This window comes from Streptomyces sp. NPDC094448 (assembly GCF_044763775.1).
Taxonomy (GTDB): domain Bacteria; phylum Actinomycetota; class Actinomycetes; order Streptomycetales; family Streptomycetaceae; genus Streptomyces.
In genome coordinates this window covers 206769-230719 of sequence record NZ_JBIWGU010000011.1, presented here as the reverse complement: position 1 = coordinate 230719, position 23951 = coordinate 206769, and the positions used below count along the sequence as shown (strand labels likewise).

Annotated in this window: 25 protein-coding genes and 1 tRNA gene; 18 read left to right on the top strand and 8 right to left on the bottom strand. The window is 71.8% G+C overall.

The genetic code is table 11. The features are described from left to right. Positions 1-24 precede the first annotated feature (24 nt). Positions 25-1626 carry an MFS transporter gene (locus ACIQ9E_RS22705; RefSeq protein ID WP_403709719.1) on the bottom strand — a complete coding sequence of 534 codons (1602 nt, stop codon included), beginning with the start codon at positions 1624-1626 and terminating at the stop codon, positions 25-27. Between the two features lie 193 nt (positions 1627-1819). On the opposite strand from ACIQ9E_RS22705, the gene ACIQ9E_RS22700 reads away from it, so the two are divergent. After that, positions 1820-2611, top strand: coding sequence for a TetR/AcrR family transcriptional regulator C-terminal domain-containing protein (locus ACIQ9E_RS22700; RefSeq protein ID WP_403709717.1), 792 nt, complete (start codon positions 1820-1822; stop codon positions 2609-2611). Positions 2612-2718: 107 nt separating this feature from the next. On the opposite strand, the gene ACIQ9E_RS22695 is transcribed toward ACIQ9E_RS22700, so the two are convergent. Further along, complete coding sequence (locus tag ACIQ9E_RS22695; RefSeq protein ID WP_403709715.1) at positions 2719-3339, bottom strand: rhodanese-like domain-containing protein; 621 nt, start codon at positions 3337-3339, stop codon at positions 2719-2721. A gap of 90 nt (positions 3340-3429) precedes the next feature. Here ACIQ9E_RS22695 and ACIQ9E_RS22690 point away from each other — a divergent pair, with 90 nt between their 5' ends. Next, positions 3430-3783 (top strand): metal-sensitive transcriptional regulator, encoded by a 354-nt coding sequence (locus ACIQ9E_RS22690; RefSeq protein ID WP_403709713.1) that lies wholly within the window; start codon positions 3430-3432, stop codon positions 3781-3783. Positions 3784-3831: 48 nt separating this feature from the next. Here ACIQ9E_RS22690 and ACIQ9E_RS22685 read toward each other — a convergent pair whose 3' ends face one another. The 4 genes from ACIQ9E_RS22685 to ACIQ9E_RS22670 form a co-directional block, all read right to left on the bottom strand. Then, positions 3832-4584 carry a sulfite exporter TauE/SafE family protein gene (locus tag ACIQ9E_RS22685; protein WP_403709711.1) on the bottom strand — a complete coding sequence of 251 codons (753 nt, stop codon included), beginning with the start codon at positions 4582-4584 and terminating at the stop codon, positions 3832-3834. Further along, complete coding sequence (locus tag ACIQ9E_RS22680; protein WP_403709709.1) at positions 4581-6173, bottom strand: rhodanese-like domain-containing protein; 1593 nt, start codon at positions 6171-6173, stop codon at positions 4581-4583. The genes ACIQ9E_RS22685 and ACIQ9E_RS22680 overlap by 4 nt, the downstream gene beginning before the upstream one ends. A gap of 216 nt (positions 6174-6389) precedes the next feature. After that, positions 6390-7214: a class I SAM-dependent methyltransferase gene (locus tag ACIQ9E_RS22675; RefSeq protein ID WP_403709707.1), complete on the bottom strand. Its 825-nt coding sequence runs from the start codon at positions 7212-7214 to the stop codon at positions 6390-6392. 391 nt (positions 7215-7605) lie between these two features. Further along, positions 7606-8682 carry a LuxR C-terminal-related transcriptional regulator gene (locus ACIQ9E_RS22670; protein ID WP_403709705.1) on the bottom strand — a complete coding sequence of 359 codons (1077 nt, stop codon included), beginning with the start codon at positions 8680-8682 and terminating at the stop codon, positions 7606-7608. A gap of 261 nt (positions 8683-8943) precedes the next feature. Here ACIQ9E_RS22670 and ACIQ9E_RS22665 point away from each other — a divergent pair, with 261 nt between their 5' ends. The 5 genes from ACIQ9E_RS22665 (at position 8944) to ACIQ9E_RS22645 (ending at position 15336) form a co-directional block, all read left to right on the top strand. Then, on the top strand, positions 8944-11304 hold the full coding sequence (locus tag ACIQ9E_RS22665; protein ID WP_403709703.1) for a glycosyl hydrolase family 18 protein: 2361 nt from the start codon (positions 8944-8946) through the stop codon (positions 11302-11304). Between the two features lie 342 nt (positions 11305-11646). After that, complete coding sequence (locus tag ACIQ9E_RS22660; RefSeq protein WP_403709701.1) at positions 11647-12363, top strand: DUF1524 domain-containing protein; 717 nt, start codon at positions 11647-11649, stop codon at positions 12361-12363. Between the two features lie 157 nt (positions 12364-12520). Next, entirely contained in the window at positions 12521-12787 is a 267-nt protein-coding gene (locus tag ACIQ9E_RS22655) for a hypothetical protein (RefSeq protein WP_403709699.1), read from the top strand. A gap of 176 nt (positions 12788-12963) precedes the next feature. Further along, positions 12964-13572 (top strand): HhH-GPD-type base excision DNA repair protein, encoded by a 609-nt coding sequence (locus ACIQ9E_RS22650; protein ID WP_403709697.1) that lies wholly within the window; start codon positions 12964-12966, stop codon positions 13570-13572. A 234-nt stretch (positions 13573-13806) separates the two neighbouring features. Then, positions 13807-15336: a M28 family metallopeptidase gene (locus ACIQ9E_RS22645; protein ID WP_403709863.1), complete on the top strand. Its 1530-nt coding sequence runs from the start codon at positions 13807-13809 to the stop codon at positions 15334-15336. A 44-nt stretch (positions 15337-15380) separates the two neighbouring features. Here the strand turns inward: ACIQ9E_RS22645 and ACIQ9E_RS22640 are convergent, their stop codons facing one another. Beyond that, on the bottom strand, positions 15381-16958 hold the full coding sequence (locus ACIQ9E_RS22640) for a helicase HerA-like domain-containing protein (protein WP_403709695.1): 1578 nt from the start codon (positions 16956-16958) through the stop codon (positions 15381-15383). A gap of 108 nt (positions 16959-17066) precedes the next feature. Between ACIQ9E_RS22640 and ACIQ9E_RS22635 the strand changes: the two genes are divergently transcribed. Beyond that, on the top strand, positions 17067-17363 hold the full coding sequence (locus ACIQ9E_RS22635; RefSeq protein ID WP_003955420.1) for a type II toxin-antitoxin system VapB family antitoxin: 297 nt from the start codon (positions 17067-17069) through the stop codon (positions 17361-17363). A 135-nt stretch (positions 17364-17498) separates the two neighbouring features. Continuing rightward, entirely contained in the window at positions 17499-18143 is a 645-nt protein-coding gene (locus ACIQ9E_RS22630) for a LytR C-terminal domain-containing protein (RefSeq protein ID WP_403709693.1), read from the top strand. Between the two features lie 50 nt (positions 18144-18193). Here the strand turns inward: ACIQ9E_RS22630 and upp are convergent, their stop codons facing one another. Further along, positions 18194-18829, bottom strand: a complete 636-nt coding sequence (upp, locus tag ACIQ9E_RS22625; protein ID WP_403709691.1) for a uracil phosphoribosyltransferase — start codon at positions 18827-18829, stop codon at positions 18194-18196. A gap of 135 nt (positions 18830-18964) precedes the next feature. On the opposite strand from upp, the gene ACIQ9E_RS22620 reads away from it, so the two are divergent. The 9 genes from ACIQ9E_RS22620 (at position 18965) to ACIQ9E_RS22580 (ending at position 23780) form a co-directional block, all read left to right on the top strand. Further along, a complete protein-coding gene (locus ACIQ9E_RS22620) occupies positions 18965-19255 on the top strand; it encodes a hypothetical protein (protein WP_403709861.1) in 291 nt (96 codons plus the stop codon). A 182-nt stretch (positions 19256-19437) separates the two neighbouring features. Beyond that, the gene (locus tag ACIQ9E_RS22615; protein ID WP_403709689.1) at positions 19438-19956 is read left to right on the top strand and encodes a hypothetical protein; all 519 of its coding nucleotides are present in this window, start codon (positions 19438-19440) and stop codon (positions 19954-19956) included. A 74-nt stretch (positions 19957-20030) separates the two neighbouring features. Next, positions 20031-20459, top strand: a complete 429-nt coding sequence (gene tadA, locus ACIQ9E_RS22610; protein ID WP_006348178.1) for a tRNA adenosine(34) deaminase TadA — start codon at positions 20031-20033, stop codon at positions 20457-20459. A gap of 79 nt (positions 20460-20538) precedes the next feature. After that, positions 20539-20623: transfer RNA gene (locus tag ACIQ9E_RS22605), tRNA-Ser, on the top strand. Positions 20624-20842: 219 nt separating this feature from the next. Continuing rightward, entirely contained in the window at positions 20843-21187 is a 345-nt protein-coding gene (locus ACIQ9E_RS22600; protein ID WP_403709687.1) for a hypothetical protein, read from the top strand. Continuing rightward, positions 21184-21495, top strand: coding sequence for a hypothetical protein (locus ACIQ9E_RS22595; protein WP_403709685.1), 312 nt, complete (start codon positions 21184-21186; stop codon positions 21493-21495). Before ACIQ9E_RS22600 ends, ACIQ9E_RS22595 begins: the two co-directional genes overlap by 4 nt. Positions 21496-21849: 354 nt before the next feature. Then, on the top strand, positions 21850-22014 hold the full coding sequence (locus ACIQ9E_RS22590) for a hypothetical protein (RefSeq protein ID WP_403709682.1): 165 nt from the start codon (positions 21850-21852) through the stop codon (positions 22012-22014). 50 nt (positions 22015-22064) lie between these two features. Further along, entirely contained in the window at positions 22065-22358 is a 294-nt protein-coding gene (locus ACIQ9E_RS22585) for a Dabb family protein (protein ID WP_403709680.1), read from the top strand. A 453-nt stretch (positions 22359-22811) separates the two neighbouring features. Beyond that, positions 22812-23780, top strand: coding sequence for an RNA polymerase sigma factor SigF (locus ACIQ9E_RS22580; RefSeq protein ID WP_403709678.1), 969 nt, complete (start codon positions 22812-22814; stop codon positions 23778-23780). Positions 23781-23951: the final 171 nt, after the last annotated feature.

The window sequence follows — 23951 nt, the reverse complement described above, 5'->3', positions numbered from 1 at the left end:
CCGTACCTCCGTACCTCCGTACGGTCAGTGCGCGACCGTCTGCTCCGGCCCGGCAGCGGACGGCTCCGGGGCGGACGGCTCCGGGGCGTCCGGCCCGGCCTTGGCGGGCTCCCGGCCCTGGAGCAGCACCGCGGCCAGGACCGCGGCCGCCACCACCCCGATACCGCCCGCCACGAAGCTGTTCGACATCGCCTGGGTGAAGGCGTCCCGCGCGGCGCCCGCCAGACCGGGGAGCTTCAGTGCCACCGCCACCGACTCCTTCGCGGTCTCCGGGGCGTCGCCCGGCAGTTCGTTCCGGTACGTCCCGGAGAGCACCGCGCCGAGGATCGCGACCCCGAGCGCCGCGCCCGCCTGCTGGATGGTGTCGTTGAGCGCGGAGCCGACCCCGGCGTGCTCCTCGGGCACGGCGCCCATCAGCGCGGCGATCGCCGCGGGCATCGCCAGTCCGCCGCCGGCCCCCATCAGCAGCATGGCCACCGACAGCAGGCCCCAGCCGTCGCCCGCGGAGAGGGTGGCCAGGACGCCGAACCCGGCGGCGATGGTGAGGAGTCCGGTGACGGCCATGACGCGGTTGCCGGTCCTGGGGAGCAGGGCGGCGCCGACGGTGTTGAAGGCGATCACGGCGAGGGCCATCGGCGCGAAGGCGAGTCCGGTCTCGGTGGCGCTGTAGCCGACGACGAACTGGAGGTACTGGGTGAGCACCAGCATCAGACCGCCGTTGGCGAAGGTCAGCAGGACCAGGGAGAAGCTGGCACCGGTGAAGACCTTGTTGCGGAACAGCTCGACCGGGACCATCGGCGCGTCGGTCCGCGACTCCCAGACGGCGAAGACGACGAGGGAGACGGCGGCGGCGATGGCGGCGGTCAGCGTGAGGGGGTCGCCCAGGCCGGTCTTCGGCGCCTCGATGATCGTCCAGACCAGCGCGGTCATACCGGTCATCGACAGCAGCATCCCGGGGATGTCGGGCTTGCGCCACGGGCCCTTGGACTCGGGCATCAGCAGCAGGGCGGCGCCGATGGCGAGCGCGGCGATCGGCACGTTGATCAGGAAGACGGCACCCCACCAGAAGTCGGCGATCAGCGCGCCGCCGAGGACCGGGCCGCCGACCAGGCCGACCATCGCGACCGCGGACCAGGCGGCGATCGCCTTGGGGCGCTCGTCCTCGTCGAAGACGGTGATCAGGATGGAGAGCGTGCTCGGCATCACCAGCGCACCGCCGACGCCCATCAGAACCCGGGCGGCGATCAGTGTTTCGGGGCTGCCCGCGTAGGTCGCGACGAGTGAGGCGGCGCCGAAGAGCGCCAGGCCCAGGATCATCACCTTCCGGCGGCCGAAGCGGTCGGAGAGGCTTCCGGCGGTGAGCAGCAGTCCGGCGAAGACCAGGATGTACGACTCGATGATCCACTGGACGTCGGTGGTGCTCGCGTCCAGATCGTCGGTGATCGCGGGGACGGCGACGGTCAGCACCATGTTGTCGATCACGAGCACGAGGGTGCTCAGGCAGAGCACGACCAGGATCCACCAGCGCCGCGGATCACGGACCGGGGGCCGGCCGCCCCGGTCCCGAACCTGCTGCCCGTCCGCGTGTCCGGCCGCCCCGGGCTCGTGCTGAGGCTCCCACTCCATGGTCTTCCCCTCCGAAAGTTCGTACGGCGTCGTCCACGCTCCGCCGTACGGCGTGCGCTCTGTCGAACACTGTACGGAGACCGAACACTGTGCGCAAGGGCGTACGGCGTGCGGAGCCTGCGCTAGGGTGAGGCGGAGAACGGGCACGGGACACGCTCGGGACACGCTCGGGAAGGCGAGAGGAGCCGGAGACATGGCGGTCGAGGAGCGCACGGACACGCCCGCGGGCGCGGCGAAGGCGGCGGGGCAGACGGCGGACGAGGGGTTCCCCTCCGTCTGGACCCGCCCCCCGCGCCGCAGGCGCGAGCAGCCCGCGCTGAGCAGGGACCAGATCGTCGCCGAGGCGCTCGCCCTGCTGGACAGCGACGGCATCGAGGCGCTGAGCATGCGCAAACTGGGCGCCCGGCTGAAGGCGGGCGCCACCTCCATGTACTCGCATGTCGCGAACAAGGAGGAGCTGATCGAACTCGTCGTCGACGAGGTCTTCGGCGAGATCGACGTTCCCGAGCCGGCCGGGCCGGACGACTGGCGCCCGGCGCTGGAGCGGCTCGCGCACAGCTTCCGGGACGCGATCCTGCGGCATCCGTGGATGGCCTCGGTGCTGGGCGAGGTCGGGATGTCCTATCTGGGGCCGAACATGATGCGGCTCTCCGACCGGGTGCTCGGCATCTTCGAGGCCGCGGGCTGCGACGACGTCGAGGCGGCCGACACCTACAGCAGCACGCTCATCGCATTCGTCCTGGGCACCGCGCTGACCGAGGCGGCCTATCTGACGACCCTGGCGCGCAGCGGCCGGACCGAGGAGGAGTGGGCGGCGGGCGTACGGCCCGCGATGGTGGCGGCTGCGGAGCAGTTCCCCCGGCTGCGGAAGCGGTACGCGATCCTGGCCGACGGCGCGCAGGAGGTGGAGAGCACCCGCGGTTCGGCGTTCGACCAGGGGCTGGCGTGTGTGATCGACGGGATCGCGGTGCGGCTGGGGGGGTAGCGGTTACGGATACGGGGGGCGGGTCGGCCTGTCGAGCCGCCCCGCCCCGCCCTCGTACCGGCTTCCGGCTTCCGGATCCCCGCCCTCGTACCGGCTACCCGCTACGGCTACCGGTTGCCACCCGCCCGCAGCCGCTCCAGCGCCGCGTCGAGGTCGGCTCGGGCGGGCCGGTTGTGCGGCAGCTTCGCCAGCACGGCGGCCATTCCGCAGGTGTTGGTCAGGGCCGAGAACACCAGCCCGGCCGCGATCCCGCCGGACAGCAGCAGCCACGCCGGATGCAGGGCCGCCCCGAGAACCGTGCCCAGCAGGACGAGGGCGCCCGCCGTGAAGCGGACCTGGCGCTCCATGGCCCAGGTGCCCCTGGGGACGGCGCACGCGCCCGGCGCCGTACCGTCGCCCGGACGCTCCAGGGGGTATCCGCGCCCGGCCCACGCCTGCGTACCGCCGCTCAGGCTCGCCGCCCGGACCCCGCGTCCGGCCAGCAGTTCGCAGGCGCTGCCCGACCGGGCGCCCGAGGCGCAGACGATCAGCACCTCCCCGCGCCCGGCCGCCCCGGCGATCTCCGGGACCGCCCGTCGCACCTGGTCGAGCGGGATATTGACGGCGCCCGGGAGATGACCGGACGCGTACTCGCCGGGGGTCCGGACGTCGATCACGGTCAGCGCACTGATCCGGGCGCTGACCTGGTCGGGGTCGTGGAGGTCGGGGGTCGGGCTGCTGCGGTGCATCGGTGATGCCTCCTTCGGAGGGCAGAGGGAGTAAATTACCCCCAGGGGTATATGAACGCCCGGGGTGGTACCAGGAGAGGAGTGGATGTCGTGGAGTTGGATCTGGCGGCCGCCGAGATGAAGGCCGTGCTCAACCGTCTGCGCCGGGCACAGGGTCAGATCACCGGGGTGATCAGGATGATCGAAGAGGGCCGGGACTGCGAGGAGGTCGTGACCCAGCTCGCCGCCGCGTCCCGGGCCCTGGACCGGGCCGGGTTCGCGATCATCGCCTCGGGGCTCCAGCAGTGCCTGGCCGAGATGGAGCAGGACGGCCGGAGCGGACGGACCGATCAGGACGGTCAGGACGGCCGGGACGGTCAGGACGGCACCGGCCGGACCGGCGGCCGGGAGACCCCGGAGCAGATGCGCGCCAAACTGGAGAAGCTCTTCCTGTCGCTGGCCTGAGCGCGGCACGGGCAGCGACCTGAAAGCCCGGCCGGCGCGACCCGGGGGTCACACCACCCCCACCGCGTCCGCCGCCATCACGGCCGCCACCGCGGCCAGTGACCAGGCGAAGGCCGTCCGGAGCGCACCTGAGCCGACCCGGTCGGCGAGGCGTTTGCCGTCCCACGCGCCCAGCACCGCCGCACCCGCGAAGGGGGCTATCAGACCCCACTCCAGCCCCTGTGCGGTGCCTGAGCGGGTCGCCAGGGCGGCGATGGAGTTGACGGTGATGACGAGCAGTCCGGTGCCGACGGCCGCCCGCATGCCGAGGCCGATGGTCCTGATCAGCGCCGGTACGACGAGGAAGCCGCCGCCCACGCCCAGCACCCCGGTCAGCGCGCCGAGCCCGGCGCCCGTCCCGGCCGTGGCACCCGGACCGCGGACCCGTTCGACCGGCTCGCCCTCCGACCGCAGCATCCCCGCCGCCACCACGGCCGCGATCACCGCGAACGCGCCGGTCAGCACGGCGTCGGGCAGTTCTGCCGCCGCCGCGCCCCCGAGGACCGCGGGCACCACCCCGGCCGCCGCGACGAGCGCACCCGTACGCCAGCGGACCTGTCCGTCGCGAGCGTGCGCGTACAGCGCGGTGGCGGAGGTGAGCGCGACGATCACCAGGCTCGCGGTCGTCGCGGCGGCGGCGTCGAAGTCCAGGAGGTAGATCAGCGCGGGGACGGCGAGCACGCTGCCGCCCCCGCCGAGGGCGCCCAGGGCGATCCCGACGACGGCGCCCGCGGCGAGCGCGAGCAGCACGGCGCCGCTCATATGCCCGGGGTGGACGTACAGGAAGTGCCGCCGTCCGCGCCCGTACGGAGAGTGCCGCCGTCCGCGCCCGTACGGAGAATCCCGCCGTCCGCGCCCGTACGGGAGACACCGCGGGTGCCACTCGTACGGGAGACGCCGCCGCCCGTGTCGCTCGTACGGGAGACACCGTCGCCGCCGGTACCCGTCACCACCAGGCCCGCCGCCTCCGCCGCGGCGAACGCGTCGTCCACGGCCACGACCTCCCGCCCCGCCGCATCCAGCAGCGATGCGCCGATCGCGGCCCGCAGACCGCCCGCGCAGTGCACCCAGACGGTCCCCGGGGGTATCTCGGACAGTCGTGATCGCAGTTCGTGCAGCGGTACGGGGACGGAGCCCGCGATCCACCCCTGGTCCGCACGCTCCGATTCCCGGCGCACGTCGACCACGACGAGCGGACCCGCCGATGCATCACCGGCCACCGATGCATCACCGGCCACCGATGCGTCACCGGCCGCGGCCGCCAGATCGGCGAAGGCCGCCCGGCGGAAGGAGCGGGCGGTGTCACCGTCGCGCAGCCAGTCGCCGACGTCCCCGGTCGCCGCGGCCGCGGGCCGGTCGATGCCGACCCGGACCAGCTCCCGCTGGGCCTCGGCGAGCTGCCCGGGGGTCTCCGCGAGCAGGGTGACCGGCCTGCCCCACGGCACCAGCCAGGCCAGATGGGTCGCGAGCTGCCCGCCCGCCTCGACATTGACCGTCCCGGCGACATGGCCCGCCGCATAAGCGGTACGGCTGCGCAGATCGACCACCCACTCCCCTTCCGCCAGCCGGGCCGCCAGCTCCGCGGCGTCCGCGACGGCGGGCGGGGTGAGGTCGACGGGCGCCGGGCCGCGGGCGTTCAGCGGGCCCATATGCACGTAGTAGGCGGGGATGTCGCCCAGGGAGGCGAGGAGTCCGGCGACGAAGGTGTCGGCGTCCTGGAGCAGGGCGCCGTTGCCGCGCCGCTCGGCGCCGATGGTGCTGCCTGCGGCCCCGGCGGCACCCGGCCCCGAGGAGCAGAAGCTGCCGAACCCGTGGGTGGGCAGTACGGCGGCGGAGTCGGGCAGCTCACCGGCGAGCCGGTGCACGGACGCGTGCTGGGCGCGGGCGAGGTCCTCGGTGAGGCGCGGTTCGACCAGGTCGGGACGGCCGACGGTACCGATCAGCAGCGATCCGCCGGTGAACGCGGCGACCGGTGTGCCGGTCTCCTCCAGGACGTAAGCGGTGTGGTGCGGGGTGTGCCCGGGGGTGGCGACGGCGCGCAGGACGAGGTCCGTGTCGATGTCCGTACGGTCGCCGTCGGCGACGGGCACCCGGGGGTACGAGACCCGGGCCCCGGCCGGTAGGTGGTAGTCGGCGCCGGTGAGCCGGGCCAGTTCGAGACCGCCGGTCACATAGTCGTTGTGGACGTGCGTCTCGACGACATGGGCGATACGGACGCCTCGCCGGGCGGCCGCGCCGAGGACCCGGTCGATGTCCCGGGGCGGATCGACGACGACGGCGGTACGGGCGCCGCCCGCGAGATAGCCGCGGTTGCCGAGCCCGGGCACGTCGAGGGTGTCGATGAAGAACACTGGTGATCCTTTCGCGTCCAATTACCCCCCGGGGTATATCTACGACCGTACCAAATTACCCCGGGGGGTATTCAAGGCGGTGTGAAGGACCTCATGGGGGCAGGGTGCGGGCTCTTCCTACGGCTGTTCCTACGGCTGTCACAGCCGTTACCGCCGTTACCGCCGTTACGGCTGCTGAGGCTGCTACGGCTGCCGGGGCCTGCCGAACGGGCCGGATCAGTTCTGCCGTACCCCTGTGACCAGGTACGACACAAACTCCACCTGGGCCGAACCGTCCCCCGTCGTCCAGGGTGCGAGCAGTTCGCGGACCCGGTCCGCGGCCCGGTCGAGGTTGTCGGGACGGGCCTCGGCGAAGGCCTGCCCCCAGGGGGTCGCGCTCATAAAGCCGGGAACGAAGGCGGTCAGCGGCGGCAGGGCGACATCGGCGATGACCTCGTGCGCGGTGATGGCGGCAAGCCCCGCGTCCCGCAGCAGGCCGGTCGATTCGGCGGCGCCGCCGCTGAAGGCGGAGGCGTACCAGTCGGTGATCCCGGGGCCGCCGAACTCCTCGAATGCGCGCTGCTGGGCGGCGAAGAAGGGCGAGCGGTCCATCGGCGCCCAGACCGTGGCGGCGATCAGCCCGCCGCCCGGGCGGACGACCCGGACCGCCTCCGCGACAACCGCGGGCGGGTCGGGGAAGAACTGCATGCCCTGCTGGCAGACGACGGCGTCGAAGGTGCCGCCCGCGTACGGAAGGTCGACGGCGTCCGCTTCCTGCCACTCGATGACAACGCCCTCGGCGGCGGCACGCGCCGCGGCGGTGTCCAGCATCCCGGGCACCAGGTCGACCCCGACGATCCGGGTGCCGCTGCCCGCGGTCCGCCCGGCGGCGGTCCTGGCGGTGAAACCGGTCCCGCAGGCGATATCGAGCAGCGCCTGTCCGGGCGCGAGTGCGACCGCGTCCAGAAGGGCGGCGACGAAAGGCGCCATGACGGGTGCGGCGTACCGCTCGTACCGCTCGGGAGCGCGGTCGGTGAGGCGGAAGCCCCGTTCGTCTCCCATAGGTCGACCATAGGTTCGGCGGAGGGGCGGCGCATGTCGGTGGGACCTCCCGCCCCCGGGTGGACACGGCTCTCGGCCACCCCCACCGGCCACCCCGGCTAGCCGGAAACCCTCCCCCGTGCACCGGAGAGTGCCGCAGTCGCCCGCGGACTGGTCCGTACGGCGCTCAGCGCCTGGGGACTGCACTCCCTGGACCGCTCCCGGGTGATGCCCACAATGCGGCCGGACTGCGGCGGCGACCGTGGCGACGGCCGGGGACTCGTCTCGGCTCCCGCCGGACCGGTTGCCGGGGAACCGGTCTCCACCACTGGGGCCGACAAGTCCGGGGAGTACTGACTCATGAGCCGACGGGGCGGCCGGTGGGAACTGAACGCCGCAGCGAGACATGCGTTCACTGCGGGCGCCCTGTCGACGCCGCCCGCGGAGACCCGGCCCCGGTCCACGTCTCCCGCTGAGCGCCCCGGGGATCCCCCGGCGGTCCCGTTCCCCGGGTCAGCTCCGCCGCCCGCAGCCCCGCCTGGAACCGGGTCCGCGCGCCCAAGGCGTTCATGATCCGCCGCATCCGGCGTTCCACCGTGCGCTGGGCGACCCCCAGCCGGCGGGCGATGGCCCGGTCCGTCAGGCCGGACGCGGAGAGTGCCAGCAACCGGCCGTCTTCGTCGGAGAGTCCGTGCGCACCGGCGGCGGGCGGTACCAGGGGTACGGCCCGTTCCCAGAGCAGTTCGCCGAGTGCCAGCACCCCGTCCAGCAGCGCCGAGGGGCGCAGCACGAGCGCCGTCGCACCGTCCCGTACCAGCGCTGTCGTACGGTCCACCGCGAGCAGCACCATCGGCACCTCCGCCAGCACCCGGCTCCGCTCCCCCAGCCCTGCCGCGGCGTCCCGGGCGGCGGCCAGCCGCTCCGGCGAGTCCAGCCAGGCGTGGTCGTAGACCGCGCGCCGCCGGGCCCCGGGCGCGGCGGCGGCGGGCAGCGGCGGGGCCCCGAGCACCAGCACCTCCCGCCGGGCCGAGGCCTGGAGGCGCGACGCGAACCGGTCCACCGCCTCCGGGCCGCCGCCGAAGGTCTCCACCACGGGCCGGCCCCCGGAGCGGAACCCGTCCGCCAGGGCCGCCGCGACCAGCCGGGCGCGCTCGATCTCCTCCCGGCGCCGCAGGGCCAGCGCCTCCAGGGCCGGACCGGGCGGGGCCGGGCCGAACCTGGCCGGGCGGCCGGGGAGCCGGACCAGCAGGCCCCACCGCTCCAGCGCCAGGGCGCGGCGGCGGACCCGGGCCGGGTCCCAGCCGGTGGCGGCGGCGAGTTGGGCGACCGTCGCTCCGGGGCGGGCCAGCGCCGCACGGTAGAGCGCCTCCGCATCGGCGGGGACACCGAGCGGGCCCAGCCCGTACGGAGGAGCACCGGCACCAGCTCCGGCACCGGCACCGGCCGTGGCTCCAGCAGCACCGACCTCGGCACCGACGTCCCCCGCCATCCCGCCCCCTCCCCACCTCGTGCACCGACCGGCGGCGCCCGCGGCGGCGCCGCGCCCCGTGCCATGAGCGCCCCGGACCCCGGGCCCGTACGCACGGAAAGGTACAGACCACTTGGCGCCGCGCCTACCCGTCCGCGGCGGGATGCCGACAGTGGCGGAAAGCCGCCCCTCCCGGGCACCTTCCGCACTGGTCCAGACCAAGTAGCTTGGGAGGTTGATCGTCCTGAGCACGGCCACGCACCCCTTACCCCAGGGAGAGCCATGTTCAAGAACATCCGCAGATCCCCCCACCAACCCCCCCACCAACACCTTCACGAACACCCCCGCAGAACCAAGCGCCCCCACCGCACCCTCCGCAACCGCATCGCGGCCTTCGCCGCCGCGCTGCTCCTCCCGCTCGCCGGTCTCACCGGGCTGAACGCCTCGCCCGCGCAGGCCGCCGGAACCCTGACGGCCACCTTCACCACCGAGAACAACGGCTCCTGGTGGCGCGGCATCTACACCATCCGCAACAGCGGCACCGCGGCCGTCAACGGCTGGACGCTCCAGTTCGACCTCCCCGCCGGGGTCACCGTCACCGGTCACTACCACGGCGACGCCACCGTCAGCGGCAACCGCGTCACGGTGAAGAACGCCCACTACAACGGAACGATCCCGGCCGGCGGCACCAGCAACCCCTGGAGCTACTGGTTCATCGGCAACGGCCCCGTCGGCACGCCCACCGGCTGCACGGTCAACGGCGACAAGTGCGACGGCACCCCCGACGTACCGCCGACCGCCCCGGGCGTACCGCGCGCCACCGCGATCACCGCCCGTACCGCCGCCCTCACCTGGCCCGCCTCACAGGCCGGCGACTATCCGGTGGCCTCGTACGACGTCTACGGCAACGGCGTCCTGGTGGCGAACTCGGCCACCACCGACGCCACCGTCACCGGGCTGCAACCGGCCACGGAGTACACCTTCACCGTGCGGCCCAAAGACACCCGCGGCAATGTCGGCCCGGGAAGCCCACCGCTCGTCGTCCGGACGGTCGACCCGGCGACCGACCCGGTGCCGCCCAGCGCGCCGGGGAATCTGCGCACCACCGCGAAGACCGCGTCCACGGTGAGCCTGGCGTGGAACGCGTCGACGGACAACGTCGCCGTCGCCGCCTACGACGTCTACCGCGGTCAGATCCTGGTCAAGACCGTGACCACCCTGACGGCCACCGTCACCGGGCTGTCGCCCGCGACCGCCTACACCTTCACCGTCAAGGCGCGCGATACCGCCGACAACTCGTCCGCCGCCTCCAACTCCCTCCCCGTCACGACCGACGACGTCGCCGGTCCCGGCAACTACTACAAGGTCGGCTACTTCATCCAGTGGGGCCTCTACGGGCGCCAGTACTTCGTCAAGAACCTGGACACCTCCGGCGCCGCGGCCAAGCTCGATGTCGTCAACTACGCCTTCGAGAACATCGACCCGGTCAATCTGACCTGCCAGGCCGGGGTCACCAAGGGCATCTCCGGCAATCCGCAGGACCCCGACGAGGGCACCGGCGCCGGTGACGCCGACGCCGACTACGGACGGCCCTTCTCCGCCGCCCAGTCCGTCGACGGCGTCGCCGACGACGGCTGGGGCAAGCTCCGCGGCAACTTCAACCAGATCAAAAAGCTGAAGGCCAAGCATCCGCACCTCAAGTTCGTCGTCTCGCTGGGCGGCTGGACCTTCTCCAAGTTCTTCTCCGACGCGGCGGCCACCCCGGCCTCGCGCGAGAAGTTCGTCCGCTCCTGCGTCGACATCTGGATCAAGGGCAATCTGCCGGTCTACAACGGCGCGGGCGGCCCCGGCACCGGCCTCGGGGTCTTCGACGGCATCGACATCGACTGGGAGTGGCCGGGCGCCGAAGGACACGCGGGCAACCGCTGGGGTCCGCAGGACAAGGACAACCTGACCGCGCTGCTCGCCGAGTTCCGCAGGCAGCTCGACGCACTCGGCGGCGAGCACAAGCTGCTGACCGCCTTCACCCCGGCCGATCCGGCGAAGATCGCGGCCGGCTGGGATCTGACGAAGATCTTCGACTACCTCGACTTCGCAAACGTCCAGGGGTACGACTTCCACGGCGCCGGCAGCGACAACTCGTGGGAGCCCAACCGCACCGGACACCAGGCGAACCTCCACCGGGACGCCCAGGACCCGTACCCCTTCGACTTCAGCATCGAGAAGGCCGTCCAGACCTATCTCGACGCCGGGGTCCATCCGCGGAAGCTGACCGTCGGCTTCCCGTTCTACGGCCGCGGCTGGAAGGACGTGGCGGCGGGCGCACCGGGCGTCAACGGCGAATGGCAGACCGCGAACGGCGCGGCGCCGGGACAGTTCGTGGAAGAAGCGGGAATCCGCGGCTACCAGAACATGATCACCAGCTATCCGAATATGACCGTCTACCACGACACCCAGTCGATCTCGACCTACGGATACACCGGTCCCGGCGGTACCTGGTGGAGCTTCGACGACGCCTGGTCCATCGGGAAGAAGGCCGAGTGGATCAAGTCCAAGGGGCTGCTCGGCGGGATGGTCTGGGAGATGTCCGGTGACACCCCGACCGGCACCCTGATGAACGCGCTGCACGCCGGACTGCCGTGACCGGCCCGGCCGTGAGTCCTACGGCATAAGGCACAGGGCACAGGGCACAGGGCACACGGCACGGTCTCCGCACGCCGGGATCCTGCCGACGGACGGGGACGCACAGCAGGAGGGTACGGGTGTACGGCCGCGGCTGCCGTACACCCGTACCCGTACTCCCGTACGCGTCCGTGCACCTCGCCGCGTGCGCCGTACCCACGCCGTCGGCTGCGACGTACGTACGGCGCTCGGGCACCTGTCCGGACGCACCGCCCCCGCCCCGCCCGGGACGGTACGCCCGGACGGGTGGGCGGGGCCCCGCCCCGCACGCCGGACACCCCCCGGCACCGCTATCAACGTGGCATGACCCCTCACCGGAAGAACCGCATCCGCCGCACCTCCGCCGCCCCGCCGGCCCTCGCCCTGATGCTCGTACTGGCCCCGCTCGCCGGCGGCCAGGCCGGCGCCGCACCCACGGCACCCGCTTCGTCGTACGAGATGTACCAACTGGAGGACGCCATCTCCCTCCTCGTCGAGGCGGACGAGGACCGGACCGGCTACACCCCCTCCGCCTTCCCCCACTGGAACGCGGGCCTCGACCCCGCGGACCACTGCGACACCCGGCGGGAAGTCCTGCTCTCCGAGGCCCTGGAAGCGCCCGACACCTCCGCGGGCTGCGCCCTGAGCGGCGGCCGCTGGCACTCGTACTACGACAACCAGTCCACGACCTCGCTGCGGGACCTCGCGGTCCTCCACGCCGTACCGCTCGCCGAGGCCTGGGGCTCCGGCGCGCGGAACTGGACGGCCGAGCGGCGCGAGGCGTACGCCAACGACCAGGGCGCGAACGGCAGTCTGAACGTGGTACTGGCCAGGACCGCCCGCGAGCGCGGCGACCAGAACATCAACCAGTGGCATCCACCGGCCGACAGCGCCCTGTGCCGCTACGCCAAGGACTGGGTGGCGACCAAGCTCCGCTGGGGCCTGACCGTCGACAAGAACGAGAACGAGGCGCTGAAGTCGCTGGCCGACAACGACCCCTGCGAGTCCTTCTGGGTCATTTACCGCCCGGCGCCCGCCTGATCACCATCCGCCCCTCCTCAACCCTGAGCGCCCCCATTTTTCCTACCGCCGAACGAGTGAATTGTGTGCTCGGCTGCTCGTACGCCGTGACCTGGAGGCCCGTCCGGCGGATACACCCCGTGAACGGACCGAGACGGGCCCATCAGCCGGAGGACAGATGACCAGCGCGACACGTCGTACGGGGCAGGGGAACCGGGGCAGCGGGGCACGGCGGACCCGGCTGCTGCTGACCGTGCTGGGCACGACGGCGCTCGCGGGCACCGTCCCCGCCCAGCAGGCCGCCGCCGACGAGACCCGGACCGGGCACCAGCTGACGCTGGTCTCCATCGGCCAGATCGACGATCCGGCGGAGGACGTCCTGGAGCACGCGGTCATCCTCAAGAACGCCCAGCTCCTGCCGACCACCCACAACCACTACCACTGAGAGCCGGGGCCGCCGCCCCGGGCGAGCAGGCCCCCGCCACGGACCACCGGGGCCCCGCCGTACACGGCGGCGGGGCCCCGGTGCCGTATCCGCAGCCTTACCCGCAGGCTTACCCGCAGCGGGGCGGTGCGGCGCGCCGCTGGCGGGCCGCCGTCGGCCGGGTGACCATCGGAACCATGAGCCCCAGGAGCGACACCCCCGCCGCCGAGCTGCACCTCGCCCAGCAGCCCGAGGCCGACGCGCTGCTCAGCCGCAGCCCGCTCGCCACGCTCGTCGGCATGCTGCTCGACCAGCAGGTCCCGATGGAGTGGGCGTTCTCCGGCCCGTACACCATCGCCCGGCGCATGGACCGGGACGATCTCGACGCCGCGGAGATCGCCGCGTACGACCCCGAGGCCTTCGCCGGGCTGCTGAAGCAGAAACCGGCCGTTCACCGCTATCCGGGCAGCATGGCCCAGCGGATCCAGACACTCTGCCGCTATCTCGTCGACGAGTACGGCGGCGATGCCACCGCCCTGTGGCAGGGCGCCGCGGACGGGCCCGAGCTGCTGGCCCGGCTCAAGGCGCTGCCCGGCTTCGGGGAGCAGAAGGCGAAGATCTTCCTGGCCCTGCTGGGCAAACAGCTCGGGGTCCGGCCCCCGGGCTGGCGCGAAGCCGCGGGGGACTACGGCATGGCGGGCTCCTACCGCTCGGCCGCCGACATCACGGGCCCCGAATCCCTGGCCAAAGTGCGGGCGCACAAACAGGAGATGAAACGAGCGGCAAAAGCCGCGAAAGCGTCGTAGCCGATCCGGCGACACAACCGCCCCCACCCCCACCCATCTCATCCACTCGGGCGAAACCTCCGCGCCCGGGCACAAAAAACAAGCCATTCAGGGAAAGGAGAAGTATGGCAATGCCATGACATGGGAAGTGAGTTGGGGCACAGGCGTTCCCAGGGACACTCCGTCCCCGCTAGCTTCCCGTTCGACATGTCCATTACGGGAAGGAACTCTGTGAAGGCAACCCGTCGCAGAGCCGTGGCCACCCTGGCCGCCGCCGCACTCGCGACCCCGCTGCTGCTGGCCTCCGCGTCCCCCGCCACGGCCGACCGCCACACGCCCGGTCAGCGGGACGCATCGAACGCCGCAAAGCTGGCGGCCAAGCTGGTCAAGAAGTCGTCCGCGGACGATGCCTTCGACCATCTGGAGAAGTTCCAGCAGATATCCGACACCACCGGCAATCGCGCCGCCGGGTCCCTGGGATACGACGCCTCTGCGGCGTATGTGTTCAAGGAGCTGAAGAAGCTCGGCTACAACGTGTCGTACCAGCCGTTCACGTTCCCCTACATCGAGACGCAGGCCGAGTCGCTCGCCGTCGTCTCCCCCTCGCCCCGCACCGTCGGGGTCGTGGCGATGGACTACACCAAGTCCACCCCGGTCGGCGGGATCACCGCCGACCTCGCTGCCGTCCCGGCCGACGCCACCACCGGCTGCGAGGCCGCCGACTACGCTTCCGGCACCTACACCGGCAAGATCGCCCTGATCAAGCGCGGCGGCTGCACCTTCGCGCAGAAGCAGGCCACCGCCGCCGACGCCGGCGCGATCGGCGCCCTGATCTTCAACAACATCGAAGGCTCCATGGGCGGCACCCTGGGCGACCCGGCCGGGGTGAAGATCCCCACCGGCGGCATCGTCCTGGCGGAGGGCGAGAAGTTCGCCGCCGAGCTGGCGAACGGCCCGGTCCGGGTCACCCTGGACGTCCGCCAGCTCCAGGAGACCCGTACCACCCGCAATGTCATCGCCGAGACCAAGCACGGCAACGCCGCCAACACGGTGGTGCTGGGCGCCCATCTCGACAGCGTCTCCGAGGGCGCGGGCATCAACGACAACGGCTCCGGCTCGGCCGGTCTGCTGGAGGTCGCCGAGGAGCTGGCGAAGGCGGAGAAGCGGCCCACCAACAAGATCCGCTTCGCCTGGTGGGGCGCCGAGGAGAACGGCCTGCTCGGCTCCGAGGCCTATGTCGCGAGCCTGACCTCCCTCGGCAAGAAGGAGATCAAGGCGTACCTCAACTTCGACATGATCGCCTCGCCGAACTACGGCATCTTCCTCTACGACGGTGACGACTCGGACGGCGTGGGCGCGGGCCCCGGCCCCGAGGGCTCCGCCCAGATCGAACGCGATATGCAGAAGTTCCTGGACGGCCGCGGCACCCCGCACGAGGGCACCGACTTCTCCGGCCGCTCGGACTACGGCCCGTTCATCGAGATCGGCATTCCGGCCGGCGGCACCTTCACCGGCGCCGAGGTCAAGAAGACCGAGGCGCAGGCGGCGAAGTTCGGCGGTACGGCCGGGGTCGCGTACGACCCCAACTACCACGGCGCCGGGGACAACCTTGACAACGTCAGCATGAAGGCGTTCGGGATCAACATCGGCATCATCGCCAACGCCGTCGGCACCTACGCCCACGACATCAGCTCGCTCTCCAAGCCGGTCACCCCGGCCGGCCCGAACGGCGGCCAGTCCGGTAGCGGCGGGCTGCGCGACGGCCACGCGGTCGTCACCGAGTAGCACCGGGCCTGCTCCGTTGAGGCTTCCCGGCGGAGGCGCGTCGTTCAGCGCCTCCGCCGGGAAGTGCCGAAAAGGGAACGGGTGATCTCCCGCCCGAGCTGCGTCCCCACCGAGCGGGCCAGCGACTTGAAGGCACTGCTCCCCATGACCTGCGCGACCAGCGACTCCTGCTCGCGCGGCGGTACGGCCTCCGGCCCGTGCTCCGGCGCCCTTTCCGCAGTCCGTTCCGCAGCCTGTTCCGGAGCGGGCGGTACGGGTTCGGGCCGCGCGCTCAGCTTCTCGTACGCCGACTCCCGGTCGACCGCCCGCGCATACGTCCCGTACAGCGGCGACGCCGCCACCGCCGCATCCAGCGCCGCCGCGTCCACCGGCCCCATCAGCGACTCCGGCGCCCGCAGCCGGGTGACCGCGACCGGCGTCGGCGCCCCCGACTCGCCGAGGACCGTCACCACCGCCTCGCCCGTACCCAGCCCGGTCAGCACCTCTTCCAGGTCGTACGGCGACTTCGGGAAGGTCCGGACCGTCGCCTTCAGCGCGGTGGCATCGTCCGGGGTGAACGCCCGCAGCGCGTGCTGCACCCGGTTCCCCAGCTGCGCCAGCACATCACCGGGTACGTCCTTCGGGGTCTGGGTGACGAAGAAGACGCCGACACCCTTGGACCGGATCAGCTTCACGGTCTGCGTGATCGACTCCAGGAACGCCTTCGACGCGTCCGTGAAGAGCAGATGCGCCTCGTCGAAGAAGAACACCAGCTTCGGCCGGTCGAGATCGCCGACCTCCGGCAGCTCGTGGAAGAGATCGGCCAGCAGCCACATCAGGAACGTCGAGAAGAGCTGCGGCCGGTCCCGGACCGCCGCCAGCTCCAGCACCGAGACCACACCCCGCCCGTCGGGCGCGGTCCGCAGCAGTTCACCCGTCCCGAACTCCGGCAGCCCGAAGAACCCGGCCGCGCCCTGCTGCTCGAAGACGGTGACGGAGCGCAGGATCACCCCGGCGGTCGCCGCCGACAGCCCGCCGACCGTCTTCAGCTCGGCCCTGCCCTCGTCGGACACCAGGAAGGCGATCACCGCCCGCAGATCCTTGAGATCGTCCAGCTCCAGGCCCTTGCCGTCCGCGTAGTGGAAGACCAGACCGAGGGACTGCTCCTGCGTCCGGTTGAGCCCGAGGACCTTCGCCAGCAGCACGGGACCGAAGTCGGTGACCGTGGCCCGGACCGGAATGCCGGGACCGATACCCCCGAGCCCGTAGAACTCCACGGGAAAACCCTGCGCCCGCCACTCCTGTCCCACCTCGGCGGCCCGCTCGCGGACCTTCTCACCGGGCTCGCCCGGGGCGGAGATCCCCGACACATCCCCCTTGATGTCCGCCAGGAAGACCGGCACACCGTTCGCCGACAGCTGCTCGGCGATCAGCTGGAGCGTCTTCGTCTTGCCGGTGCCGGTGGCCCCGGCGACCAGACCGTGCCGGTTGAGCGTCGCGAGCGGTACCCGGACGGGCGCGTCCGCCCGGCAGACGCCGTCCCACAGCAGCGCGCCCAACTCCAGGGCGGGGCCCTCGGTGACGTACCCCCCGGCGATCCGCCGGACAGGATCCGGATCCGGCTCCGTACCACTGTCGGCCATCTCGCACCCCGATTTCCACGCCGGATTTCTGCTTTGTCAGCCTTCGCCCAGGATCGCACCGGCCCGCCATGGCTGCGCCCGGAGGGGCTTGACCGGTAGGCTTTCCGTGTGATCTTCAAGCGCATCGGAAACGGACGGCCTTACCCCGACCATGGCCGGGAATCCACCCGGCAGTGGGCGGATGTCGCCCCGCGCCCGGTCCGCCTCGACCAGCTCGTCACCACCAAGGGGCAGCTCGATCTGGAGACGCTCCTCGCGGAGGACTCGACCTTCTACGGCGACCTCTTCGCACATGTCGTCAAGTGGCAGGGCGATCTGTATCTGGAGGACGGCCTGCACCGCGCGGTCCGCGCCGCGCTCCAGCAGCGCCAGGTGCTGCACGCCCGCGTCCTCGAACTGGGCTGACCCCCGCGCGGCCCCCCGGTCACGGGGCCGATCGTGGCAGCGCACTGAGCCTTTCGGGCTCATTCCGGGGCCGTACGGGCGCAACCCGTTGATCATCTTGTAGGCACAGCGTCCCGCTCCCACTACGCTGCGCCCATGAGCATGCTGACTCCTCCCGGGATGGGGGGAAAGTACCGCATCACGGGCGATAAGTACCCCCGGATGCGCCGTCCCCGCCAACGCCGCAGGATCATCACGGCGGCCGTCGCCGCGGTGGTCGCCCTCGGCCTCGCGGGCTGGGGGACGGTCCAGCTCATCGACGCCTTCGACGGCGACTCCGCGAAGAAGACCACCGCGGGCCGCAAGCCCGGCTGCGTACCGGCGAAGAACGGTGGCCCATCCGCACCGCCGCCGCCTCAACCGGCCGTGAACCTGAAGCCCGCTCAGATCACCGTGAACGTCTACAACGCGACCCCGCGCGGCGGGCTGGCGAAGGCCGCGGCGGAGGAGCTGAAGGCCCGCGGCTTCACCATCGGCAAGGTCGGCAACGCCACCGCCGACTACGACAAGAAGATCCCCGGCACCGGCATCCTCCTCGGTGCCCCCGGGGCCGTGAAGGGCCCGTTCTCGGTCCTGGGCACCCAGCTTCCGGGCGCCCCCACCAGAACGGACACCCGGACCACGGCGGACGTGGACCTGATCCTCGGCACGGCCTTCACCACTCTGGCCCCGCGTCTATCCGCCGACAAGGCCCTGACCATCCTGGCCAACCCGGTCCGGCCCGCTTCTTCCTGCCTGTAGAGGGCCGGTCCCGAGAGGCCCGGCTGCCGGGCCTCGGGGCTGATCCGCGGCTAATCCGCCGTGCCGTACATCCGGTCGCCCGCGTCGCCCAGGCCCGGGACGATATAGCCCTGCTCGTTCAGCTGCTCGTCGACCGCCGCCGTGACCACCGTCACCGGCGCGCCCGCCAGCTCGCGCTCCATCACCTCGACACCCTCGGGCGCCGCCAGCAGCACGACCGCGGTGACATCGTCCGCGCCCCGCGCGATCAGCTCGCGGATCGCCGCGACCAGCGTGCCGCCCGTGGCGAGCATCGGGTCGAGGACGTACACCTGCCGCCCCGACAGGTCCTCCGGCATCCGCGTCGCATACGTCGACGCCTCCAGCGTCTCCTCGTTGCGGATCATCCCCAGGAAGCCCACCTCGGCGGTCGGCAGCAGCCGGACCATGCCGTCGAGCATGCCGAGCCCGGCCCGCAGGATGGGCACGACCAGCGGCCGGGGGTGGGAGAGCTTGACCCCGGTCGTCCTGGTGACCGGAGTGTCGATGTCGACCTGCTCCGTCCGCACGTCACGGGTCGCCTCGTAGGCGAGGAGGGTGACCAGCTCGTCGGCGAGCCGCCGGAAGGTGGGGGAGTCGGTGCGCCTGTCGCGCAGCGTTGTGAGCTTGTGCGCCACCAGCGGGTGGTCGACAACGTGGATCCGCATGCCTTCCACAGTAGCCGGGTCGCATCAATCGAGGTGAGCGAGGGAAGGTGGAGGCATACGCAGACCCCTTGGGTGGTGAGGCCCGTGCCGGAGCCAGGTCGCGAAGGACGCGCGACACCGTGTGAGAAGCACTACATCGATAAGGACCCGAAGGACGCGAAGGACCCGGAAAGCGCGAAGGGCGCGAAGGGCGAGAAGGAGGGGACCGGGCGTGCCGCACCGCACGAGAACCCCGGCGAGAACACCGATGAGAGCACCGCGGCTCGCCCCGGGGCCACCGAATCGGAGGAGGCCCGCCGCCGTCGCCGCGCCGCGTTCCTGCGGGAACTGAACGAGGCGAAGGCCCTGCGGGACCGGGTCAGACCCCGCCGGGCACGGGCCGCCCGGATGCGCCAGCAGATGCGGATGCGGACCTTCCGCTGGTGACCGCCGCCCGGGTGAGCCCGATGGCCGCCGGGTAACTCCGATGGCGCGCGGAAAAAGAACTGATGGCCGACGCAACGACGGAAGACCTCTCGCAGAGCCCGGGTTTCTGCCACGATTCCGATGGGGCGGGGCACCAAGCCGCGCCACCGGTCGTCACACCTCTGAACAGTGGGAGAGTCACGGTGTACTTCGCCGCACTGCTCGCGCGCACTCAAGACGGGTGGGAAGCGAGCGACACAGAGCTCGACGATGTGGAGACCCTGTCCGACCTGGCCGATCTCGCCCGAGAGGCCACCAACGACGAGACGGTCGTCGTCTTCATCGAGCAGGAGGACGCCTGGTTCGGCCTCGTGCGCGTGGACGGCGAGGACGACCCCCGGGTCTACGTCTCGAACGCGGCCGCGGCCGCCCGCTCCTCGTACGGGGAGATGCTGACCAAGGAGGTGCTCGGCGGAGAGGACGACGACCCCGCCGGGGATCTCGACGCACTCGACCTCGACGGCACCGAGGAGGGCGAGCCCGAGACGGCCGACGACGGCCACGGCTCCGAGGGCGCGGTCCCGGCGGGCCCTGTCGGCGACAGCCGTCTGCTGGAGGACCTCGGTGTGCCGGAGCGCGAGCTGCTGGCCCTGGACACCGACGCCCTCGCCGAGATCGCGGACGCGCTCGGTGCCGGTGAGGTGCTGGAGGCCGTGCGCTAGTGGCAGTCCCCGCGGAGCGGGAGCCCGTACACCGTCCGGCAGTGGATCCGGTACGGGCTCCCTGGGAAGCGTCGATGCGTCTCGCCCTCGCCGAGGCCGGCCGCGCGGCGCTCTCGGACGATGTCCCGGTCGGTGCGCTGGTGCTCGACGCCGACGGCCGGACGCTGGCCACCGGCCACAACGAGCGCGAGCTGACCGGCGACCCCACGGCCCACGCCGAGGTGCTGGCGATCCGCCGCGCCGCCGAGGGCCGTCCCGGCTGGCGGCTGACCGGCTGCACGCTCGTGGTGACGCTGGAGCCGTGCACCATGTGCGCGGGGGCGATCACCCAGTCCCGGCTGGACCGGGTGGTGTACGGCGCCCGCGACGAGAAGGCGGGCGCGGCGGGCTCCCTCTGGGACCTCGTCCGCGACCGCCGGCTCAACCACCGCCCGGAGGTGATCGCGGGCGTACTGGAAGACGAGTGCTCCGCGGCCCTGACGGCGTTCTTCCGCAACCGCTGACGCCCTCCCGGACGCCTCCCCGGCCCCCTCCCTCCAAAGGATTTCGGCGCAGGGCCCACCTTGGGCTAAGCTCTCTCCCGGTAGCGTGTCCGAGCGGCCGAAGGAGCTCGCCTCGAAAGCGAGTGTGGCGCAAGTCACCGAGGGTTCAAATCCCTCCGCTACCGCTCCCACACCCCCTGAACTGCGGAAACGCAAGTCAGGGGGTGCTGTGCATCAGCAGTGAAGGCAACGGCAGAGGCGGCAACGGCCCCGGCGGGCCATGACCGTCCCCGGTGGGTGGCACCCGGGAGTTTCCCAACCTCGCGTTCCACCGACCCGGCGGCGATACGCTGACCCGAGAATCGCCGCACGGAGCGGGCCCCGGCCCGACGAGGAGCGTATTCATGACCACTGCCGCACTGGGCGGACCGTGCCCCCCGCCCATGCCCGAGCGAACGCCGAAGGCTCTGCGCGAGGCCATCTCCCAGCACGCCCCGCAGCTGCTCGCCGATTTCGACGCCCACTGGAAGCGAGCCGTCGCCGATACGTACGACATCGCCCCGGTTCCCGCCTTCATGGCCCGCTGGTGGGGCGAGTACGCCATCGCGCGCGATCCGCTCCTGGAAGAGCGGGTGCACCGCCTGGAGGACGAGGCGCGGGACGCCACCGATGCCGACCGGGCCAAGGCGCTTCTTGAGGAGGCCGGACACATCCGCCGTACCGCGCGTCAGACGGAGCCCGGCCGGTGACCGAGGGCTTCATGGGCCCGCCGTGGCAGGCGGACTGGGTCGAGGCTGCCCGTACCTACCGGGACGGTCTCCCCGATGACGTGCGAAAGCAGATCCGGGACGGCATGGCCGAACTCATCACGGCTCGGAACCCCTGTCGGCCGCAGGACGCCCTGCCGGACGGCTTCTATCTGGAACCCGCCCGGTCCAGCCGTCCGCTCGGTGCCCACATTCTCTACTTCGACCACGGCAGGGGCTGGCTGCGGTTCACGTTCGTGGGACGTGCCGAGGACCCGCAGATCGTGGTGGAGGAGATCTTCTGGCAGTGAGCCGTGCGCCCACCGGCGGCCCTGCCTTCCTGAGAGAAGCAAAAAAAAGGAAGGGGAGAAGGTCGGGGGAAGCGGCATCGGGGGAGAGCCGCTCCCCCCGGCGGGGACCGGATCGCCCTGTATGCCGGGGCCGCGCCGCGATCGGGGGGAAGCTGCGGCGCGTACGTCCCGCAGTGCGGACCGGTCGCGCTCCCGACCGGATTCCTGCCAAATCCGAACGGGTTCTCTGCCATCCTCCACCCCGGAAGGCTCGTATCCGATCGGCAAAGGGCCCCCATCGCAGGGCCCTTGGTCCATAAATGCTCGGTTAGACTTCCGCGACTGCGACGCGAACGGTCCGGGGAGGCGAAGCGAATGGCACAGGCGCAGAAGATCGCGTTCTATCTCGTCATCGTATTCGTGCTGTACACGATCATCAACGATCCCGAGGAGGCCGCGGACCTGGTCCAGATAGGCTTCGAGGCCATATCGGACTCGGCCCGGGCGGTCGGCGACTTCATGACCGAGCTGGTCAGCTGAGTCGGTCGTAGCGGCCCCGGGCGCACCATCACCACCGAGGAGCCGTCACCGTGATCCGTCATCTGGTGCTGTTCAAGCTGAACGAGGGCGTCGAACGGAGTGAGCCGCGGGTCGCCGCCGGAGCGGCGGCGTTCGAGGCCCTGGCCGGGCAGGTGCCGGAGATCGCGCACTGGGAGTGCGCCTGGAACTTCTCGGACCGCCCGATCGCCTACGACTACGCCATCAACTGCGCCGTGGCCGACCGCGATGCACTGCGGCGCTATCTGGAGCACCCGGCGCACCAGGCAGCCGCCGGACAGTGGCGGGAGTTCGCCACCTGGGTGATCGCCGACTACGAGTTCTGAACTGCATCCGGCCCGCTGCCGGGCCGCGCACCCCCCGCCACGCGATATTCCGACGCCCCTTGCCTCTGAGGCAAGGGGCTTTTTAAGGTTTGGACCCCAACTTGCCTTCAACACGGCTTTATCAGGTGCTTGCACACAGTGGACATGTCTTGTGATGCTATGACCGCTTTTGACGGATGAGTTGACCGTAGTTGACCGCGAAGGGGTGGCGTCATCGTGCCGGCCAGTACCGCGCCTCGTCAGGCGCCGCCCCAGACCCCGTCCCCGTCCCCTCCTTCTCCCCCGCAGCCCTCCCCGGCCCCGGACCCCGCCCCGGACCCCGCCGGGCCCGTCACGCCGCCCCCGCCGCCGTCCCGGGCACGGCCGGATACGGGAACAGGGACGCCCGCTCCGGCTCCGGGGCAGGGCGGCGCCCCGGGCGAGCCCCCGGCGCCCCGGGATGCCCCGGGGGAGATGTCCGGTACGGGCGAAACGGAAGGCAGCGCAGACAGCGGCCCGGCAGGCGGTTCAGCAGGCGGTACGGCAGGCGGTACGGCAGGCGGTTCAGCAAGTGGTACGGGAGAAGGTACGGAAGCCGGACCTGAAACCGACCCCGGACGCGACCCCGAACCCGGACGCGGGCCGGGCAGCCGCGCCCCCGGCAACAGCGGCGGCAGCAGCCGCGGCGCCGACACCCGTGCCCTGACCCAGGTGCTCTTCGGCCGGCTGAAGTCCCTCGTCCCCGGCACCCCCGAGCACGGCCGTGTCCGGGGCGCCCTCATCGAGGCGAACCTGCCGCTGGTGCGGTACGCCGCGGCCCGCTTCCGGAGCCGCAACGAACCCATGGAGGACGTCGTCCAGGTCGGCACGATCGGGCTGATCAACGCGATCGACCGGTTCGACCCGGACCGCGGGGTCCAGTTCCCCACCTTCGCCATGCCCACCGTCGTCGGCGAGATCAAACGATACTTCCGGGACAACGTACGCACGGTCCACGTCCCCCGCCGCCTCCACGAGCTGTGGGTCCAGGTCAACGGCGCCACCGAGGACCTGACCACCGCCCACGGCCGCACCCCCACCACCGCCGAGATCGCCGAACGGCTGAAGATCGGCGAGGACGAGGTGCTGGCCTGTATCGAGGCGGGCCGCTCCTACCACGCGACCTCCCTGGAAGCGGCCCAGGAAGGCGACGGGCTCCCCGGGCTGCTCGACCGGCTGGGGTACGAGGACCCCGCGCTGACGGGGGTCGAACACCGCGATCTGGTCCGGCATCTGCTCGTACAACTGCCCGAACGGGAGCAGCGGATCCTGATGCTCCGTTACTACAGCAACCTGACGCAGTCGCAGATCAGCCAGGAACTGGGGGTCTCACAGATGCATGTGTCAAGACTCCTCGCCCGGAGCTTCGCCCGATTGCGATCCGCAAACAGGATCGAGGCCTAGCCGGAACGGGTAGAGACCTGGACGAGGCCGCCCCGCGGATCACCTTCCGCGCACCCCCCGCTTCCTGCGCCGATTCGTTTCTCAACTGTCGACTTGTCACTTCAGCGCGTTGCCGACATGTGACATTCTGCGGGAGACGCGTTTGCCGCAGCCTTCCCGCCGGTATCTCAG